The sequence below is a fragment of the Bacillus sp. AMCV2 genome, from assembly GCF_056033925.1.
The window spans coordinates 926,425-945,000 of the sequence record NZ_JBVYIB010000002.1; the positions used below are offsets into that span (position 1 = coordinate 926,425).

At 43.5% G+C, this 18,576-nt stretch carries 18 protein-coding genes and 1 rRNA gene (1 of these 19 only partly in view); 14 read left to right on the plus strand and 5 right to left on the minus strand.

Annotated elements, in window-relative coordinates; genetic code table 11:
• Positions 1-39 precede the first annotated feature (39 nt).
• The 4 genes from spdL to AC0OMA_RS04830 all read left to right on the plus strand — a co-directional run bounded on the left by spdL (position 40) and on the right by AC0OMA_RS04830 (position 5,097).
• Entirely contained in the window at positions 40-372 is a 333-nt protein-coding gene (gene spdL / locus AC0OMA_RS04815; protein WP_003242803.1) for an SdpC immunity protein SpdL, read from the plus strand.
• Positions 359-1,219 (plus strand): epoxide hydrolase EphM, encoded by an 861-nt coding sequence (ephM, locus tag AC0OMA_RS04820; RefSeq protein WP_181218624.1) that lies wholly within the window; start codon positions 359-361, stop codon positions 1,217-1,219. Before spdL ends, ephM begins: the two co-directional genes overlap by 14 nt.
• 231 nt (positions 1,220-1,450) lie before the next feature.
• Complete coding sequence (locus AC0OMA_RS04825) at positions 1,451-2,440, plus strand: glycosyltransferase family 2 protein (RefSeq protein ID WP_003244113.1); 990 nt, start codon at positions 1,451-1,453, stop codon at positions 2,438-2,440.
• Between the two features lie 71 nt (positions 2,441-2,511).
• Entirely contained in the window at positions 2,512-5,097 is a 2,586-nt protein-coding gene (locus AC0OMA_RS04830; RefSeq protein ID WP_309529767.1) for a YfhO family protein, read from the plus strand.
• Here the strand turns inward: AC0OMA_RS04830 and AC0OMA_RS04835 are convergent.
• Positions 5,090-6,073 carry a metal-dependent hydrolase gene (locus tag AC0OMA_RS04835; RefSeq protein WP_014476212.1) on the minus strand — a complete coding sequence of 328 codons (984 nt, stop codon included), beginning with the start codon at positions 6,071-6,073 and terminating at the stop codon, positions 5,090-5,092. The two genes, AC0OMA_RS04830 and AC0OMA_RS04835, sit on opposite strands and share 8 nt — an antisense overlap.
• Positions 6,074-6,288: 215 nt before the next feature.
• On the opposite strand from AC0OMA_RS04835, the gene mutY reads away from it, so the two are divergent.
• Positions 6,289-7,398 carry an A/G-specific adenine glycosylase gene (gene mutY / locus AC0OMA_RS04840; protein WP_015482977.1) on the plus strand — a complete coding sequence of 370 codons (1,110 nt, stop codon included), beginning with the start codon at positions 6,289-6,291 and terminating at the stop codon, positions 7,396-7,398.
• A gap of 7 nt (positions 7,399-7,405) precedes the next feature.
• On the opposite strand, the gene AC0OMA_RS04845 is transcribed toward mutY, so the two are convergent.
• Positions 7,406-7,630 carry a hypothetical protein gene (locus AC0OMA_RS04845; RefSeq protein WP_003233542.1) on the minus strand — a complete coding sequence of 75 codons (225 nt, stop codon included), beginning with the start codon at positions 7,628-7,630 and terminating at the stop codon, positions 7,406-7,408.
• A gap of 81 nt (positions 7,631-7,711) precedes the next feature.
• Between AC0OMA_RS04845 and fabL the strand changes: the two genes are divergently transcribed.
• The 5 genes from fabL to AC0OMA_RS04870 all read left to right on the plus strand — a co-directional run bounded on the left by fabL (position 7,712) and on the right by AC0OMA_RS04870 (position 11,723).
• Positions 7,712-8,464 (plus strand): enoyl-[acyl-carrier-protein] reductase FabL, encoded by a 753-nt coding sequence (gene fabL, locus AC0OMA_RS04850; RefSeq protein WP_003223262.1) that lies wholly within the window; start codon positions 7,712-7,714, stop codon positions 8,462-8,464.
• Between the two features lie 68 nt (positions 8,465-8,532).
• Positions 8,533-8,787, plus strand: a complete 255-nt coding sequence (gene sspE, locus AC0OMA_RS04855) for a gamma type acid-soluble spore protein SspE (RefSeq protein ID WP_014476214.1) — start codon at positions 8,533-8,535, stop codon at positions 8,785-8,787.
• A gap of 172 nt (positions 8,788-8,959) precedes the next feature.
• A complete protein-coding gene (locus tag AC0OMA_RS04860) occupies positions 8,960-9,220 on the plus strand; it encodes a YgaB family protein (protein WP_175950717.1) in 261 nt (86 codons plus the stop codon).
• Between the two features lie 143 nt (positions 9,221-9,363).
• A complete protein-coding gene (ntdP, locus tag AC0OMA_RS04865; RefSeq protein ID WP_003223272.1) occupies positions 9,364-9,894 on the plus strand; it encodes a nucleoside tri-diphosphate phosphatase in 531 nt (176 codons plus the stop codon).
• An 86-nt stretch (positions 9,895-9,980) separates the two neighbouring features.
• Positions 9,981-11,723 carry an ABC transporter ATP-binding protein gene (locus AC0OMA_RS04870; protein WP_047182319.1) on the plus strand — a complete coding sequence of 581 codons (1,743 nt, stop codon included), beginning with the start codon at positions 9,981-9,983 and terminating at the stop codon, positions 11,721-11,723.
• A gap of 76 nt (positions 11,724-11,799) precedes the next feature.
• Here the strand turns inward: AC0OMA_RS04870 and AC0OMA_RS04875 are convergent, their stop codons facing one another.
• Together AC0OMA_RS04875 and AC0OMA_RS04880 are read right to left on the minus strand one after the other, a co-directional pair.
• Positions 11,800-12,861, minus strand: a complete 1,062-nt coding sequence (locus AC0OMA_RS04875; RefSeq protein WP_014663280.1) for an aromatic acid exporter family protein — start codon at positions 12,859-12,861, stop codon at positions 11,800-11,802.
• A gap of 218 nt (positions 12,862-13,079) precedes the next feature.
• Complete coding sequence (locus tag AC0OMA_RS04880) at positions 13,080-14,369, minus strand: glutamate-1-semialdehyde 2,1-aminomutase (RefSeq protein ID WP_015383155.1); 1,290 nt, start codon at positions 14,367-14,369, stop codon at positions 13,080-13,082.
• A 152-nt stretch (positions 14,370-14,521) separates the two neighbouring features.
• Between AC0OMA_RS04880 and bcp the strand changes: the two genes are divergently transcribed.
• Entirely contained in the window at positions 14,522-14,995 is a 474-nt protein-coding gene (gene bcp, locus AC0OMA_RS04885; RefSeq protein WP_015482979.1) for a thioredoxin-dependent thiol peroxidase, read from the plus strand.
• Between the two features lie 122 nt (positions 14,996-15,117).
• Positions 15,118-15,555, plus strand: a complete 438-nt coding sequence (gene perR / locus AC0OMA_RS04890; RefSeq protein ID WP_003223285.1) for a peroxide-responsive transcriptional repressor PerR — start codon at positions 15,118-15,120, stop codon at positions 15,553-15,555.
• Positions 15,556-15,589: 34 nt separating this feature from the next.
• Here perR and AC0OMA_RS04895 read toward each other — a convergent pair whose 3' ends face one another.
• On the minus strand, positions 15,590-15,943 hold the full coding sequence (locus AC0OMA_RS04895) for a YgzB family protein (RefSeq protein WP_014113119.1): 354 nt from the start codon (positions 15,941-15,943) through the stop codon (positions 15,590-15,592).
• A 207-nt stretch (positions 15,944-16,150) separates the two neighbouring features.
• On the opposite strand from AC0OMA_RS04895, the gene AC0OMA_RS04900 reads away from it, so the two are divergent.
• Together AC0OMA_RS04900 and AC0OMA_RS04905 are read left to right on the plus strand one after the other, a co-directional pair.
• Positions 16,151-17,035: a nucleotidyltransferase-like protein gene (locus AC0OMA_RS04900; protein ID WP_181218625.1), complete on the plus strand. Its 885-nt coding sequence runs from the start codon at positions 16,151-16,153 to the stop codon at positions 17,033-17,035.
• A 292-nt stretch (positions 17,036-17,327) separates the two neighbouring features.
• A 16S ribosomal RNA gene (locus AC0OMA_RS04905) occupies positions 17,328-18,576 on the plus strand; it runs 301 nt beyond the window's last position.

Genomic DNA, 18,576 nt, shown 5'->3' on the forward strand with positions numbered 1-18,576 from the left:
CTTCTTTCTGCACGTAACAATGAGAAAGGAGATGATGATATGACGGGTTTAGTCGGCGGAGGGCTTATGATCATTGCGGGCATACTGATCAAACTGTTTCCTCCCAAATCGATCAACAGTGTGTACGGATACAGAACGAGACGCTCAATGTCAGATCAAAGATTATGGAATGAAGCGAACCGTTACAGTGCATCATTAATGATCCTGTCAGGCTTGGTGATTGCGGGAATGGGTTTGCTGCTGGGATCAAACTTGTTTATTCTTCAGCTTATCCTGCTGATTGCCGCCTGTGTCATAACATTTATGCTGACGGAGAAAAGGCTGAAAATCATGACGCACAGTCAAGGAGGAGATAGAAGTGGACGGAGTTAAATGCCAGTTTGTCAATACGAACGGAATAACGCTCCACGTTGCAGCCGCAGGACCGGAAAACGGCCCGTTAATTGTCCTGCTCCATGGATTTCCTGAGTTTTGGTACGGCTGGAAAAATCAAATCAAACCGCTTGTTGATGCGGGTTACCGGGTCATTGCTCCTGATCAGCGGGGCTACAATCTCAGTGACAAACCGGAAGGAATTGATTCGTATCGGATTGATACATTAAGTGATGATATCATCGGGCTTATTACGCAATTCACTGATGAAAAAGCAATTGTCATCGGGCATGACTGGGGAGGGGCTGTTGCATGGCATTTGGCTTCCACACGCCCGGAATATCTTGAAAAACTGATCGCGATCAATATTCCGCACCCGCACGTCATGAAAACCGTAACGCCGCTTTATCCGCCGCAATGGCTGAAAAGCTCGTATATCGCATACTTCCAGCTCCCCGATATACCGGAGGCATCACTAAGGGAAAATGATTATGAAACATTAGATAAAGCGATTGGATTATCCGACCGTCCCGCGCTTTTTACATCCGAGGATGTCAGCAGGTACAAAGAAGCGTGGAAACAGCCGGGCGCGCTGACAGCTATGCTGAACTGGTACAGAGCCATCAGAAAAGGAAGCTTGGCAGAGAAACCCTCTTACGAAACAGTACCTTACCGAATGATCTGGGGAATGGAAGACCGCTTTTTGAGCAGAAAGCTTGCGAAAGAGACGGAAAGGCATTGCCCGAATGGACATCTCATCTTTGTTGATGAAGCTTCCCATTGGATTAACCACGAAAAGCCAGCCATCGTCAATCAGCTGATTTTGGAATATCTTAAGAACCAATAAGCCAAAATTTCTCTCCATCCGTCTGTCATAATGGCAGACTTTTTCTGTGCGTTTTTTTCATAGTCTGTTTTAAACATGACAAAATAACATTAAAAATCATGAATGTCACCATAAAATTGTAACAAAAAACAGGTTTAAACGACTTTAAAAAAAGGAATAGCCTTACTGAAGATTTGTGTAAAACTCCCCTAAGGCAATACTTAAAAAGAATAATAAAAAGAAGGTGCCTTAATGAAGCAAGGATTAATCTCGATTATTATCCCGTCTTACAATGAAGGGTATAATGTCAAACTCATTCATGAATCTTTAAAAAAGGAATTTAAAAACATTCATTATGACTATGAAATATTCTTCATAAACGACGGAAGTGTTGATGACACGCTTCAGCAGATCAAAGACTTGGCAGCGACGTGCAGCCGGGTAAAATATATATCTTTTTCTCGAAACTTTGGAAAAGAAGCCGCAATTTTGGCGGGCTTTGAGCATGTTCAGGGCGAGGCGGTTATTGTCATGGATGCCGATCTGCAGCATCCGACATATTTGCTGAAGGAATTTATCAAAGGCTACGAAGAAGGGTATGACCAAGTCATTGCCCAAAGGAACAGAAAAGGGGACAGCTTTGTCCGCTCACTCTTATCATCTATGTATTACAAGTTCATTAATAAAGCGGTGGAAGTCGATTTGCGTGACGGTGTCGGTGACTTCAGATTGTTAAGCCGCCAAGCTGTGAATGCACTTTTGAAGCTGAGCGAAGGAAACCGCTTTTCAAAAGGGCTTTTTTGCTGGATTGGCTTTGATCAGAAAATTGTATTTTATGAAAATGTCGAACGAAAAAACGGCACCTCCAAATGGTCGTTCAGCAGTCTGTTTAACTACGGAATGGACGGCGTCGTTTCATTTAATCATAAGCCGCTGAGATTATGTTTTTATACAGGCATTTTCATCTTGCTGCTTTCCATCATTTATATCATTGCCACATTCGTTAAAATTCTGACTAACGGTATTTCTGTGCCTGGGTATTTTACCATTATCTCAGCAGTGTTATTTCTTGGCGGAGTACAGCTGTTAAGCCTCGGAATTATAGGCGAATATATCGGCCGAATCTATTATGAAACAAAAAAACGCCCGCATTATTTGATCAAAGAAGCGAATATCCCGAACAAAGACCTGCCTGAAACGAACGAATTAAAAAGCATGCGGCGTCTGACAAAAATGCACTGAAAATACCAAGCGCCATTGGCAGTGCTTTTTTTGCGTGTCTATTATCTTAAAAGCAAGACTGGAGAATTTATATGAAAAGAAAACATATCATGATCTACGCGGCCAGTCTGCTGGTGTCCGTTCTGGCACACGCTTTTTTTGTGAAAGAATGGGCGGAAGGCAGGTATATGACAGGTCCGGGTGACGGGCTTGCGCAAATGATCGTATTTAAAAAATTATTATTTGACCAATATACAAACGGGAATCTTTTCTACAATTATTCATTCGGACTTGGCGGCGGCACATTCAGTCAGCTCGGCTATTATTTTTCTGCGTCTTTTCTTTTTCTTGCTGTATCCGCCGCTGTTTGGATGCTTCAAGCCGTCCAGCTGATCGGAGAAGCGGATACGCTTTTTTGGGCTGAGTCAGCTGTTTTTATCAGTATTTTCAAATTGAGTTTGATCATCTTTACGTCCGCTTCTGTTTTTCATTATCTTCTCAAGCACAGGGCGGCATCGTTCACGGGAGCTGTGTTATACGGCGTCTCAATTATTTATTTCCGTCACGAAGCATATTGGGAATTTTTTACCGATACAATGGTTTGGCTTCCGCTGCTTGTGCTTGGCGCAGAAAAAATTATTAGAGAGCGGCGCCCGGCGTGGTTTATCGTTGCGTGTTCGCTGACGTTAATCAACAATTTTTACTTTGCATACATAAACCTTATATTCATCGGAATCTATGTGCTGTTCAGATGGCTGATCCGACTGGAACCACATGAAGAGAAAAAATGGATTCAAAGCAGATTATTTCTGGTTTCAGGCTTCATTTCTTTTGGCATCAGTGCGGCGGCGTTTGTGCCGGTGGTATACGGTTTTTTAAACAACCTGCGCCCTCCATACAGCCAGAAAATAGAGTGGCTCAATTTCGATGATAATATCTTATTTTCCAGCCGGATTATCATTGTGCCGGCCGCTTTTCTGCTGTTTTTGTTTATTATTTCTTTTTACAAAAACCGTGTGTTTCGTCTCTTTGCCGGATTGAGCCTGCTGTTTATTCTTTTTCATTTCAGTCCGTATGCGGCAAGCGTCTTTAACGGCTTTTCCGCCCCGCAAAACCGGTTTGAATATGTTCTGGCCTTTACCATTGCGGGAGCAGCTGCGGCTGGTTTGTCACAGCTGTCTGATTTGAAACGGAAAGAACTGCTCCCGGCCGCAGCTGTCGTCCTGCTTCTTTACTTGTATCATATTCAAAGGTATAAGCTCGATATATGGAAGCCTGCGAATGAAAGTATTCTATTGCTCTTACTCATGACAATCGCAGCCTTGTTTGCTGCAGCTTTTGCGAAAAAACGGGCAAAAATGGCTGTGTACGGTATAATCATTCTTTCTTCACTGTTTGTCGCCAACTCCTATCAAAAATACGCACTCTCAGAGGGCGGCGATTTGGACAGTGTGACAAAAGAATATCTTACAAGTGAGGAATACAGAGGGCGGGAATCATCTGAGCTCATTAGACGTTTACAGAAGGAAGACGATGATCCGCTCATGAGAATCGACTGGATGAACGGGGTCCGCAATAATACGCCAATCATTTACGGGTTTAATGGCTTCAGCGCGTATTCCAGCATTTTAAACAAAGATCTGCTGGCCTTCTATTGGAATGATTTAAGCATCGATATGGGCAGGGAAAGCGTCAGCCGTTACGCGTCATTGGGAGACAGGGCGAATTTATACAGCCTGCTTTACGGCAAATATTATATGACCGAAAAAACAAACGAAGCCTGCGTCCCGTACGGCTTCAAAAAGCATTTAGAAACAGAGCATTATGCAGTTTATGAGAATCAGTACATGCTTCCATTCGTCAAAACAGCCGATGCCATATACAGCGAAAGTGAGCTGGACCGATTGCCCGCTCTTGCGAAAGAACAGGCGATGCTGAAAGGAATCATATTAAAAGATCCATCAGGAAAAACGGAGCAGACACCAAAACCGTCCAATTTGATAACCAAGTCGGACATTACCGCAAAACAAGCCCAGTATCAAAACGGGCTGCTAACCGTAACTGGAGAAAACGGAGGAGAGCTGATCATCACCCCGAAACAGCCATCATCCGCTCCGGGAGACTACTATGTCAGCTTTTATTTGAAAAGCAAAGCAAAAGACAAAGGATTTACGTTAAAGGTAAATGATTATGTCACAACAAGGAAATCGAACAAATCGATATATAAAACCGGAGTAAATAATATAACGGTAAGAGTGCCTAAATCAGGACATATCTCAATCCATCTTCCGAAAGGAACCTATGAGCTGAGAAACATAGCGCTCTATGAAGAAAATTACCAAACGCTGAAAAACGCTGTAATGAAAAATAAAACAGAGAAAGCAGACAAACTGAATTGGAACAAAAATCGACTGACCTTTGCATATCATCTGTCAAAAGACCAGTACATCATGCTTCCGATCCCATATGAAAAAGGCTGGGAGCTGAAGATCAACGGAAAAACACAGAAGATCGAAAAAGCGGATTATGCTTTTATAGGCTTCAAGGCGCAAAAGGGAGACAATCACATTGAGCTGACTTACTATCCGCCATACTTCAAAATATCGGCGCTCATATCTCTTGTCAGTCTGCTGCTTGCTGTTTTCTATATAAGACGTAAAAAGCCCGGCTCTATATAGAGCCGAGCTTTAATTTTTTCTGAAGTTTTTCTTCGCTGAATATCCATCCCGTATAGGACGAACGAATCGTGAGATCATGGCCGATGTGAACAATTGCGACAAACGGATAATGGCCTTTGCTCCGATAGCGCAGGTCGATAAATCTCACCTCATAATGATCTTTAAACGTATCCACTTCCCACCGGTAAACCGGAGAAAAGGACAGAAACGCCGCGATGTTATCATCCTGCTTTGCCGCATGCATTACATCGGTTTCAGGAACAGGCACCCGATTAAATGTATCCAGAATCACGACATGTCCTTCCATGCTTCTTCCTACATAGAAAGCATGTGCTGTCGTCACTGCGATTCGCCATTGCCTGAATTTCATCGTTGGAGAAATAATAATGCTTTCGATCTCATCATGAATCATCTCATGAAGCTTCCGTTTAATTCTCAGCTGCATGATCAGGCGCACCAAGTAGTAGCCTGCCAATATGATATATAAGCTGAGAAACGTGATGCCGGGACTCCCGCCTGCATACCAAATCGCAATAGCTGCCAGATGGCTGATAAAAATAAACGGATCAAACGTATTAATCAGCCCGAGCGCAACCCATTTTTTCGAAAACGGACGAATGGCTTGTGTTCCATAGGCGTTGAATATATCAACAAAGACATGCAGAACGACTGCCAGCAGTGTCCACAGCCACAGGTGCAGAAAATCGGCCTGAGGATAAAATAAATACAGAATCGCCGGGATGATGACAGACCAAAACAAAACGGCGGGAATTGAATGGGTAAATCCTCTGTGATTCCTTATATAAACAGCATTGTTTTTAAGCTTTAACACAGTATCAATATCCGGAGCCTGAGAGCCCGCAAGCGTTGCGATCATAACAGCGTGAGCCATTGCCGGATCTGATCCGACAACAGGATCAAGCGTCGCAATACCGCCCAGTGCGATGCCCATAACGACATGTGTGCCCGTATCCATAGGTGACCTCCTTGCAGGATGATCCTGCACATTCACTTTGTAAGAAATTCCCCATTTTCATATACCCAATTTTTAAACTGATTCAATCGTTCTCATATGTTTCCGCTTTTTCTTTATTACTATTTAATGTAACATATTATCGTACTGTGCCCTTAGTGTACAACAAAAAACAGTCTAAAGAAAAGCGGGGCGCGAAAGACTGGGGAGAAACACATATGAACGTACTTGAAGACAAATTAAAACAAAAAGACATACAGCAATTTCGCGATGATTTAATCTCATGGTTTGAACGAGAGCAGCGCGTTTTGCCGTGGAGAGAGGACCAAGATCCTTATAAGGTGTGGGTATCTGAAGTGATGCTGCAGCAAACGAGAGTAGAGACAGTGATTCCTTACTTTCTCCGGTTTGTGGAACAATTCCCGACAGTGGAAGCGCTCGCTGATGCTGATGAAGAAAAGGTGCTGAAAGCATGGGAAGGGCTCGGCTATTATTCGCGAGTCAGAAACCTGCAAAGCGCGGTAAAAGAAGTGAAACAGGAATACGGCGGCATTGTCCCTCCAGACGAGAAAGATTTTGGCGGGTTAAAAGGCGTCGGCCCTTATACAAAGGGAGCGGTGCTCAGCATTGCCTACAATAAACCCATTCCCGCGGTTGACGGAAATGTGATGCGTGTCATGTCCAGAATTCTTTCTATTTGGGATGATATTGCCAAACCAAAAACAAGAACGATCTTTGAAGACGCCATACGGGCTTTTATTTCCAAAGAAAAACCATCTGAATTTAATCAGGGCTTGATGGAGCTTGGAGCCTTGATCTGTACGCCAAAATCACCCTCATGCCTGCTTTGCCCGGTTCAACAGCATTGCTCAGCATTTGAAGAAGGCACTGAACGGGAGCTTCCGGTAAAAAGCAAAAAGAAAAAGCCCGGGATCAAAACCATGGCTGCGATCGTACTGACTGATGAAGACGGACAAGTGTATATCCACAAACGGCCGTCTAAAGGTTTGCTCGCCAACCTGTGGGAATTCCCTAATCTTGAAACACAAAAAGGGATCAAAACTGAGCGTGAACAGCTCATTGCTTTCTTAGAAAACGAATATGGAATACAAGCTGATATCAGTGATCTGCAAGGTGTAGTCGAGCATGTTTTCACCCACCTGGTATGGAATATTTCAGTGTTTTTCGGTAAAGTAAAACAAGTGTCGGATACCAGCGAGCTGAAAATAGTAACGAAAGAAGAGCTCGAACAATTTGCGTTCCCGGTGTCACATCAAAAAATCTGGAAGATGGCAGTAGAAGCAGCCGCTATCTCGGCTGCTCCGTAAACCATTCTTAATCGTAAGAGACGCGCGTGCCGTGGCTGTAGTCCGCTTCATTGCGCTTCATTCCGCCGCGCGCTTCAATTTCTTGCGTTAATTCCCGGTATTTTGATTGGCCTTCTTCGTTCAAATAAGGCATAATTTGCTGAAAGGCATGATGAAAATAAGCGAGTTCACTGTTCTTCCAATCTTTTTTGGAAACCATGTTCAATTCGCTCATATCACGTCCGACATACATAACAGAAGACCCCCTTTAAAGTTCTTGCCATTATTGTTTGTGGAAATAAAAGAACTATACGCTACAAGGAGATGAGGAAAAATGGAACAAAATAAATGTGCACTCGTAACAGGAAGCAGCCGCGGTGTCGGAAAAGCGGCCGCGATCAGACTTGCTGAGAACGGCTATAACATCGTCATTAACTATGCACGCAGCAAAAAAGCAGCATTAGAAACAGCGGAAGAAATCGAAAAACTTGGCGTTAAAGTGCTTGTCGTAAAAGCAAACGTAGGACAGCCTGCAAAAATCAAAGAAATGTTTCAGCAAATTGATGAAACGTTCGGCAGACTTGATGTTTTTGTCAATAATGCCGCTTCAGGAGTACTAAGACCTGTCATGGAATTAGAAGAAACACACTGGGACTGGACGATGAACATTAATGCGAAAGCATTGCTTTTCTGCGCTCAGGAAGCTGCAAAGCTAATGGAGAAGAACGGAGGCGGGCATATTGTCAGCATCAGTTCATTAGGCTCTATCCGCTATCTTGAAAACTACACCACGGTCGGTGTATCAAAAGCAGCGTTAGAGGCTTTAACCCGTTATCTTGCGGTTGAGCTTTCACCAAAACAAATTATCGTCAATGCTGTTTCAGGCGGAGCGATCGACACAGATGCGCTGAAACACTTCCCGAATAGAGAAGATCTGCTTGAGGATGCGCGCCAAAACACGCCGGCGGGACGCATGGTCGAAATTAAAGACATGGTTGATACTGTTGAGTTTCTAGTGTCTTCCAAGGCTGACATGATCCGCGGACAGACAATTATCGTTGACGGCGGACGCTCACTGCTGGTTTAAAAATTTTTAAAAAAGAGGAATAGCTATACGATCACCTGCACATTCTAATGACCGTGGAGGTGATAACAATGGCTAACTCAAATAACTTCAGCAAAACAAACGCTCAACAAGTTAGAAAACAAAACCAACAATCAGCTGCTGGTCAAGGTCAATTTGGCACTGAATTTGCTAGCGAAACAAACGCTCAGCAAGTCAGAAAACAAAACCAGCAATCAGCTGGACAACAAGGTCAATTCGGCACTGAATTCGCTAGTGAAACTGACGTACAGCAGGTAAGACAGCAAAACCAATCTGCTGAACAAAACAAACAACAAAACAGCTAATCACTGAAACAGAAAAAAGCACTTCATCTTCGGGTGGAAGTGCTTTTTTCTGTTTGAAAAACGACAAAACTTGTGGAAGGTCTACAGAATGAGTCAAAGGGTTTGCTTTATGGAGATCGAAATGATTAAAGGAGGAAATGTTTATACTTTCATCAGGCTGAAGGAGGAACCGATGACGGAATTTGAAAAGCTGGTAAGTGAACAGATGAAAACGATGGATAAGCTTCTCGATCTCCAATCAGAGCTCGACCGCTGCAAACAAATTGAGGCGGAACTCCGGCATTTGGAAAGGGATGCAAGGCTGTGTGGGATACAGGCTGAAATTGCGGTAAAACGGAAACACCTTGCCGATATACAGGATATGTTTCAAAAGCAGACAGAGCAGGTCATTCGTTCATATCGCAGCTCAGAAAAGCCGTCTTCCTTTGTGTAGTGCAGGAATGTGCCATTCCCCGGCCGGAATGGCTCTTTTATTTTCATTTTTCAATTTGTAACGTTATAATAGGTAAAAGACGTTGTCGGTAAGCAAATTTGGACATACTAACTGTAGGGCTTTATAGAAAGTAGGGGAGAAATATGGGCTATCCCAAGGAAGGAGAAACCATTCAAATTCACAGCTATAAGCACAACGGGCTGATTCATAGAATTTGGAATGAGACAACAATCTTAAAAAGTACAGAAATGTGTGTCATCGGAGCCAATGACCGGACGATGGTAACCGAATCAGACGGCCGGACATGGATAACCAGAGAGCCCGCAATCTGTTATTTTCACGCAAGACAATGGTTTAATGTCATCGGGATGCTGAGGGAAGACGGGGTTCATTATTATTGCAACATCAGTTCTCCGTTTGCCTATGATGGCGAAGCAATTAAATATATTGATTATGACTTAGATGTTAAGGTTTTTCCTGACATGACCTACAATATTCTCGATGAAGACGAATATGATGATCATCGGAAAGCCATGAATTATCCAAAAGAAATCGACAGTATTTTAAGAGACTACTTAAATACGCTGCTCCATTGGATTCACCAGCGTCAGGGACCGTTTGCGCCCGAGTTTGTCGATATGTGGTATGAACGGTATTTGCGCTATACAAAATAATGGTTACGTAAAAACCTGTTGCGGGGTACAACAGGTTTTTCACATGGGCTCACACACATCATGATAAAGAGAGAGGGGGAATCAACGTGGGGGTTATGAAACGCTACATGCAATTCGTCAAACCTTATAAGAAGCAAATTTTCGTTACAGTGTTAATCGGGATCGTAAAATTTTCCATTCCGCTTGCTCTCCCATTGCTTCTGAAGTACGTAGTTGACGACATTATTCAAGGAGGCGGCACGGCCAGTGACAAAACCACGTCATTGTTCACGATTATGGCGATCATGTTCGCCTTATTTTTAATTTTGCGCCCGCCTGTTGAATATTATCGGCAATATTTTGCCCAGTGGACTGCCAGCAAGGTGCTTTATGATATAAGAGCTAAGCTGTTTGACCATATACAAAAACTGAGCCTTCGTTTTTACGCGAATACAAGAACAGGGGAAGTCATTTCCCGAGTGATTAATGATGTAGAACAAACAAAGGATTTCGTCATCACAGGGCTGATGAATATATGGCTCGATATGCTGACGATTTTGATTGTAATCTCTATCATGCTCACACTGGACGTTAAATTAACGCTGATCTCTATCGTATTATTCCCATTATACGGAATCTCAGTGAAGTATTTTTACGGCCGTTTACGAAAGCTGACAAGGGAGCGCTCACAGGCTCTTGCTCAAGTGCAGGGGCATTTGCACGAACGCATTCAAGGCATGCCTGTCATCAGAAGCTTTGCGATAGAAGATCATGAACAGGCTCAATTTAATGAGAAAAACAGCCATTTCTTAGATAAAGCCATCCGCCACACGAATTGGAACGCCAAAACCTTTGCGGTCGTTAATACCATTACAGATTTGGCGCCGCTCATCGTCATAGCGTGCGCCGGGTATTTTGTCATTAATGGACCGCTGACAGTCGGAACAATGGTCGCGTTTGTCGGATATATTGACAGAATGTACAACCCTGTTAGAAGGCTGATCAATTCCTCTACAACTTTGACACAGTCAATCGCATCAATGGACAGGGTGTTTGAATTTATTGACGAGCCCTATGAACTCACTGACAAACCAAATGCGATAAAGGCCGATCAGATTCGCGGAGGAGTGGAGTTTCAAAACGTTTCGTTTCAATATGAGAAGGACAAAGAAAATATTCTTCATGATGTATCCTTAAAAGTAAATAGAGGAGAAACTGTAGCTCTCGTCGGCATGAGCGGAGGAGGAAAATCAACGCTCGTCAGCCTGATCCCAAGATTTTATGATGTAACAAGCGGCAGACTGCTGATTGATGGGACGGATATTCGCGATTATGAAGCAAGAAGCCTTCGCAACCAGGTTGGTATGGTGCTTCAGGATACCTTTTTATTTAGTGAAACGATTCGGGAAAATATCGCGATCGGCAAGCCTGATGCCACACTTGAAGAGATAATCGAAGCCGCCAAAGCTGCAAATGCCCATGAATTTATCATGAGTTTTCCAGAAGGATATGAGACCCGGGTGGGAGAACGAGGCGTTAAGCTTTCAGGCGGACAAAAGCAGCGGATCTCAATTGCGCGGGTATTCCTGAAAAATCCGCCGCTCCTCATTTTAGATGAAGCTACATCAGCTCTGGATTTGGAAAGTGAGCATTACATTCAAGAAGCGATGGACAAACTGGCGAAGGATAGAACAACTTTTGTTGTCGCCCACCGTTTATCGACAATCACCCATGCGGATAAGATTGTTGTCATGGAAAACGGCACAATCATTGAAATCGGAACCCATGATGAACTCATGGACTATGAGAGCCAGTACAAGCACTTATTTACCATTCAAAATTTGAACTAAAACATCAATCTTATATCCTTTTAACGAAGGATATAAGATTTTTTTGTATATAAAAAAACCCGGCTGTTTAACCGGGTTACTCTTCTGTTTCTATTTCGCAGTCTTTCGGATGATACGTTTGAAAACTTGTGATAAGTGTTTCCAAATGTTCAAGCTGCTCGCGATATTCTACGGCACTTGCCATAATATTAAGCATGTTGTAATCAATAAGCTCCTCATCCGTATTCTGCTGATTTTTTAAAAATGACTTTGTTAAAAGCTGCTTATATCGAATGCCTTCTTCATCTGCGTCATCATGCGGCTTGATTTTGCCGACAAACCTCATCAAAATCAGTTCATGCCAGTAAAGCAGGTAATCAAGCTCTTCAGTCAGTGTTTCCTGAAACTCTTCCGGCATATGATAGATCTCGTTTTCCAAACGATGCAGTTTCTTCAATGTATCAAGCGCCCGATTTGCAGTAATAATGGCCTGTCTGAACAAGACAAGCTTTCTTGATTTTACATAAGTCGTTTTCTTAAAGTAGCTTCTCTCTTCTTTATATAGCAGATATGTCTGATCAAGCTTGATCATTTTTTCTTTCAGTTTTTCAATATCCTCTTTCAAAATCGAATGCTCTGTTGACTGCCGCATGGACAGCCTTATCCACTTCATAATTTCTTCGGTGTTTTCGACGGTATTATGAATCAGCTTTGTTTCGTACTTAGGAGGCAAAAACACAAGGTTGACGATAAAGGAAGAAAGCACCCCTAAGATCACAGTGCTTGTTCTGATCAGCGCGAACATTAAAAAGTCGTCACCGGCGGATTCTAAAATCGCAATAACTGTTACAAGAGCAATCGAAATTGTATGTTCAATTTTAAGTTTCAGCATGATTGTAATGACAATAACTGCTGTTAACCCGATCATAATCGGGCTGGGTCCGAAAATAAGGCCGAACACTGTGGCAATCACAGCTCCGATGATATTTGCCTGAACCTGGTCAATAATAATGAGAAAAGAGCGGTAAATCGACGGCTGGATCGCAAATATCGCTGCAATCCCAGCGAAAATCGGCGCGGGAAGCCCGATCCACGAAGCCAAATAAAGGGCAAGTGTAATCGCAATCCCGGTTTTGAAAATGCGGGCACCAAGTTTCATTGGTTTGTGCGTGCATTCCTTTCTATAGTAAATTGTGTAACATAGCAAATGGCTAATCCTTAAAATTCCCGGTAAGTTTATTTGCTAAACAATTAAGTAATATACAGGGATCAACACAAATATTCAAGCTATTTTTCTAGAAAAAGACCAAAATCTTACACACTGTTTGAATCCATAAAAAAACAGGAGCTCAATGCTCCTGTCCAAGTTGTCTGATTCTAGTTTTTAAGGTGTTTAAAAGCATCCTCGACCGCTGCAAGCGTGTCTTTAATATCCTGCTCTGTATGTGCTGTTGTAATAAACCAGGCTTCATATTTAGAAGGTGCTAAATTAATTCCGCGTTCCAGCATCAGTTTGAAAAACGTCGCGAACGTTTCTCCGTCACTACGTTCAGCCTGCTCGTAATTTTCGACTTTCTCATCAGAGAAATAAACCGTGAGTGCGCCTTTTAACCGGTTGACAGTAATCGTGATGCCGTGTGTTTCTGCATGCTGTAATATGCCTTCCTCCAGCATAGCGCCAAGGTGATCAAGCTTTTCATACACGCCTTCCTCTTTGAGCACTTCCAGACAAGCGATGCCTGATAAGATGGAAGCGGGGTTCCCTGCCATTGTTCCTGCCTGATAAGCAGGCCCTAGCGGAGCTACCTGCTCCATGATTTCTTGTTTGCCGCCATAGGCGCCAATTGGAAGTCCGCCGCCGATAATTTTTCCGAGTGCTGTTAAATCCGGTTTCACCTGTAAGAGATCCTGCGCGCCGCCATACATAAAGCGGAAAGCCGTAATGACTTCATCGTAAATAACGAGAGCGCCTGCATTGTGTGTCAATTCATTTACTTTTTCTAAGAAGCCCTTTTTCGGCTCGACGATACCGAAGTTGCCGACAATCGGTTCAACGAGAACCGCCGCGATTTCACTGCCCCATTTATCAAGAGCCGCTTTATAGCTATCGATATCATTAAATGGAACTGTGATCACTTCGTTTGCAATGCTTTTCGGTACACCGGCTGAGTCTGGTGTGCCGAGAGTAGACGGGCCGGAGCCTGCGGCGACAAGCACAAGGTCCGAATGCCCGTGATAGCAGCCCGCAAATTTAATGATTTTTGTCCGGCCTGTATATGCGCGAGCCACGCGGATGGTCGTCATAACGGCTTCTGTTCCCGAATTGACGAATCTTACTTTGTCCATAGCGGGAATGGCTTCTTTGAGCATCTTTGCAAATGTAACCTCGTGTTTCGTTGGTGTTCCATACAATACACCGTTCTCTGCCGCTTTTTTAATCGCTTCTGTAATATGCGGGTGGGCATGTCCAGTAATAATCGGACCGTACGCAGCTAAATAATCGATGTATTTGTTGCCGTCCACATCCCAAAAATAAGCGCCGCTTGCTTTCTCCATTGCAACAGGAGAACCGCCGCCGACTGCTTTATATGATCTAGACGGGCTGTTTACACCGCCGACAATGTGCTGTAATGCCTCATTGTGAAGTTCAATTGATTTTGTATGCAAGAATAAAAACCTCCTATATCTCCATGCGTCCTTTCTATTGTAGCATGCTTCCGAACAAGAACAATGGCTTCGGGCTTCAGATTCAGCTGAGATGGTTGTAATCTGGACAAGAATTGGATACGCTTAATAAAAAAACATCCGGAGGTAACGTAATGACTATAGAAATCGGACAAAAAGCGCCTGATCTTGAGTTAAAAGGCGATCATGGGGAAACAGTAAAATTATCGGATTATAAAGGAAAGTACATCGTGCTTTATTTTTATCCAAAAGACATGACACCGGGATGTACAACTGAAGCATGCGATTTTCGGGACAGTCACGAAAGCTTCGCCGAACTGGATGCCGTCATTATCGGCGTCAGCCCGGACAGCCAGGAAAAACACGGAAAATTTAAAGAGAAGCATAACCTGCCATTTCGGCTTCTTGTTGATGACGAGCATAAGCTGGCAGAAGCGTTTGATGTGTGGAAGCTGAAGAAAAACTTCGGAAAAGAGTATATGGGAATCGAGCGTTCCACTTTTTTAATTGATAAAGAAGGCCGGGTCATTAAAGAATGGAGAAAGGTAAAAGTAAAGGACCATGTAGCCGAAGCGCTTCAAACCCTCAAAGATATGTCGGAAAAGTAAATCTCTATGAGCTTATGCTTACTTTTACCCTGATATCAATTGACAAATTATCGTAGGAAGAGTTACACTAATTATAAACATTACAATGTAAGAATTTTTTTTAGAAGAGAGGTGCATGACGGATGGCTGCACATGAACTAAAAGAAGCCTTAGAAACGTTGAAGGAAACCGGAGTTCGCATTACTCCTCAACGTCATGCGATTCTGGAATATCTCGTTAACTCTATGGCTCATCCAACAGCGGACGATATATATAAAGCTCTGGAAGGGAAATTTCCTAACATGAGCGTAGCGACAGTATATAACAATTTGCGTGTGTTCCGGGAATCAGGTTTGGTAAAAGAGCTCACATACGGTGATGCTTCCAGCAGATTCGATTTTGTGACATCCGATCACTATCACGCGATTTGCGAAAACTGCGGTAAAATTGTGGACTTCCACTACCCGGGCCTTGATGAAGTGGAACAGCTCGCTGCCCACGTCACGGGCTTCAAGGTAAGCCACCACCGTTTAGAAATTTACGGCGTCTGCCAAGAGTGTTCGAAAAAAGAAAATCATTAAAAATAAGCTGACCGCACGAAACGGTCAGCTTATTTTATTTCGACATTTTCTTTTTATTATAAGACTCATCAAATTCTTTTCCTTCTAATCCCTTATCTAAAGTCAGCGGCTCTCGGCAATGCATGCACATATCGACTCTTCCTAAAACCTTTGTCTCTTTTTCACAGCCCGGACAAATGACGCGAACCGCTTTGGTCGAAAGCATTCCGATCCAAAAGTAAACAACCGTACTGAGACCAATGGATAAAAGTCCAAGTATCATAAACAAACTAGATAGCAAAACTGACTCTTTAAAAAAGATCCCGATGTACATAATGATAAACCCAACGAAAACCAAACTTAACGCAAATGTTCTGATTTTATTAATTTTGCTGGAGTATTTCGCCATGTCCATCCCCCTCTGATTTAACTATAGCACAAACCCGATGGGATTTTCTTCATGTTTTCGGTTGAATTGGAATTTATATATGGAGAGTTACTGTGAAATTGTTTATAATAGTTCAATGTGTTTAGAAAAAAGGAATTTCGTTTTAACCATAGAATTGAATCAAATAGAGAATAAAAAAATTTGAACAATTGTATTGGAGGAATAGTGATGGAAAATCTTCTCCGTCCAATTTACCAAGAAAGAGCAAGTCATCCCAACACATTGGCTGTCATTATGATTGAGAGAAGAAACAAAACATCTTCCTTAACAGATAACTTTGATGCAGCTTTGCTGGTGATTGTAAAGGATGCTGATGAGCCAGTTTTTATAAAGCATTATGAATTTGATCATCAAACAGCTTCTTTGCATGTGGTAACAGATTCTCAGATTCAAGAATGGATTTTGCTCGGAACAAATAGAAGAATCATAGATTGGATTGTAAATGGCAGAGTTTTGTTTGACCGTAATGAATACGTAGTTGAACTGATTGACAGGCTGAATACATTTCCGTTTGCCGAACGTAAACTGAAGATCGGACTCGAATACGGAAAATTAATCAGAAGGTATGTTGAAGGGAAAGCTTTTTTTGAAGCCAATCAATTTTTAGATGCCTACAACGCCGTTGTTCATGCGCTGCATCATTTAGCACGTATTGAAGTAATCGACAGAGGATTCCATCCCGAAACCACTGTGTGGAGCCAAGTGCGCCAGATGGAGCCGCAAGTGTACAAGTTATATTCCGAGCTGATTGAAAGTCACGAGAGCCTGGAAAAAAGACTTGAATTATTATTCTTAGCAAATGATTTTCTCATCCATTCCAAAGCCGAGATCGGTTCGGCGCATCTTTTCGAAGTAATGAAAGGAAAAGACATTTGGCAATTCGGTGAGCTTCTTCAACATCATGACCTAAAGCACTTTACCCAAGATCTTGGCGTTATGCTTGATTACTTGACAGAAAAGGGACTTATCAACGTCTGCCAGATAGAAACTAAAGGACAGGCTGTCTATCACCGAGGATATTCTTTTAAAAAAGGTGTTGACTCTGATTCTTGACCATGTTATATTATTAAACGTCGCTGATGCGCTTCTGAGAAAACAAGCTCACAGCGGCGGGAAAATAAATCAAAAAAACATTTGACAAAAGAAAGTCAAAATGTTATATTAATAAAGTCGCTTCAACAAGAAGTGAAAATGATCTTTGAAAACTAAACAAGACAAAACGTACCTGTTAATTCATTTTTTATAAATCGCACAGCGATGTGCGTAGTCAGTCAAACTAGGGCCTGCACGACGCAGGTCACACAGGTGTCGCCGCAGGATGCGGTGAACTTAACCTGTGATCCATTTATCGGAGAGTTTGATCCTGGCTCAGGACGAACGCTGGCGGCGTGCCTAATACATGCAAGTCGAGCGGACAGATGGGAGCTTGCTCCCTGATGTTAGCGGCGGACGGGTGAGTAACACGTGGGTAACCTGCCTGTAAGACTGGGATAACTCCGGGAAACCGGGGCTAATACCGGATGGTTGTTTGAACCGCATGGTTCAAACATAAAAGGTGGCTTTGGCTACCACTTACAGATGGACCCGCGGCGCATTAGCTAGTTGGTGAGGTAACGGCTCACCAAGGCAACGATGCGTAGCCGACCTGAGAGGGTGATCGGCCACACTGGGACTGAGACACGGCCCAGACTCCTACGGGAGGCAGCAGTAGGGAATCTTCCGCAATGGACGAAAGTCTGACGGAGCAACGCCGCGTGAGTGATGAAGGTTTTCGGATCGTAAAGCTCTGTTGTTAGGGAAGAACAAGTACCGTTCGAATAGGGCGGTACCTTGACGGTACCTAACCAGAAAGCCACGGCTAACTACGTGCCAGCAGCCGCGGTAATACGTAGGTGGCAAGCGTTGTCCGGAATTATTGGGCGTAAAGGGCTCGCAGGCGGTTTCTTAAGTCTGATGTGAAAGCCCCCGGCTCAACCGGGGAGGGTCATTGGAAACTGGGGAACTTGAGTGCAGAAGAGGAGAGTGGAATTCCACGTGTAGCGGTGAAATGCGTAGAGATGTGGAGGAACACCAGTGGCGAAGGCGACTCTCTGGTCTGTAACTGACGCTGAGGAGCGAAAGCGTGGGGAGCGAACAGGATTAGATACCCTGGTAGTCCACGCCGTAAACGATGAGTGCTAAGTGTTAGGGGGTTTCCGCCCCTTAGTGCTGCAGCTAACGCATTAAGCACTCCGCCTGGGGAGTACGGTCGCAAGACTGAAACTCAAAGGAATTGACGGGGGCCCGCACAAGCGGTGGAGCATGTGGTTTAATTCGAAGCAACGCGAAGAACCTTACCAGGTCTTGACATCCTCTGACAATCCTAGAGATAGGACGTCCCCTTCGGGGGCAGAGTGACAGGTGGTGCATGGTTGTCGTCAGCTCGTGTCGTGAGATGTTGGGTTAAGTCCCGCAACGAGCGCAACCCTTGATCTTAGTTGCCAGCATTCAGTTGGGCACTCTAAGGTGACTGCCGGTGACAAACCGGAGGAAGGTGGGGATGACGTCAAATCATCATGCCCCTTATGACCTGGGCTACACACGTGCTACAATGG

Coding starts and splice junctions, on each gene's coding strand:
- spdL (WP_003242803.1), top strand. CDS start 40: ATGACGGGTTTAGTCGGCGGAGGGCTTATGATCATTGCGGGCATACTG.
- AC0OMA_RS04825 (WP_003244113.1), top strand. CDS start 1,451: ATGAAGCAAGGATTAATCTCGATTATTATCCCGTCTTACAATGAAGGG.
- AC0OMA_RS04830 (WP_309529767.1), top strand. CDS start 2,512: ATGAAAAGAAAACATATCATGATCTACGCGGCCAGTCTGCTGGTGTCC.
- AC0OMA_RS04835 (WP_014476212.1), bottom strand. CDS start 6,073: ATGGATACGGGCACACATGTCGTTATGGGCATCGCACTGGGCGGTATT.
- mutY (WP_015482977.1), top strand. CDS start 6,289: ATGAACGTACTTGAAGACAAATTAAAACAAAAAGACATACAGCAATTT.
- AC0OMA_RS04845 (WP_003233542.1), bottom strand. CDS start 7,630: ATGTATGTCGGACGTGATATGAGCGAATTGAACATGGTTTCCAAAAAA.
- fabL (WP_003223262.1), top strand. CDS start 7,712: ATGGAACAAAATAAATGTGCACTCGTAACAGGAAGCAGCCGCGGTGTC.
- sspE (WP_014476214.1), top strand. CDS start 8,533: ATGGCTAACTCAAATAACTTCAGCAAAACAAACGCTCAACAAGTTAGA.
- AC0OMA_RS04860 (WP_175950717.1), top strand. CDS start 8,960: ATGACGGAATTTGAAAAGCTGGTAAGTGAACAGATGAAAACGATGGAT.
- ntdP (WP_003223272.1), top strand. CDS start 9,364: ATGGGCTATCCCAAGGAAGGAGAAACCATTCAAATTCACAGCTATAAG.
- AC0OMA_RS04875 (WP_014663280.1), bottom strand. CDS start 12,861: ATGAAACTTGGTGCCCGCATTTTCAAAACCGGGATTGCGATTACACTT.
- bcp (WP_015482979.1), top strand. CDS start 14,522: ATGACTATAGAAATCGGACAAAAAGCGCCTGATCTTGAGTTAAAAGGC.
- perR (WP_003223285.1), top strand. CDS start 15,118: ATGGCTGCACATGAACTAAAAGAAGCCTTAGAAACGTTGAAGGAAACC.
- AC0OMA_RS04895 (WP_014113119.1), bottom strand. CDS start 15,943: ATGGCGAAATACTCCAGCAAAATTAATAAAATCAGAACATTTGCGTTA.
- AC0OMA_RS04900 (WP_181218625.1), top strand. CDS start 16,151: ATGGAAAATCTTCTCCGTCCAATTTACCAAGAAAGAGCAAGTCATCCC.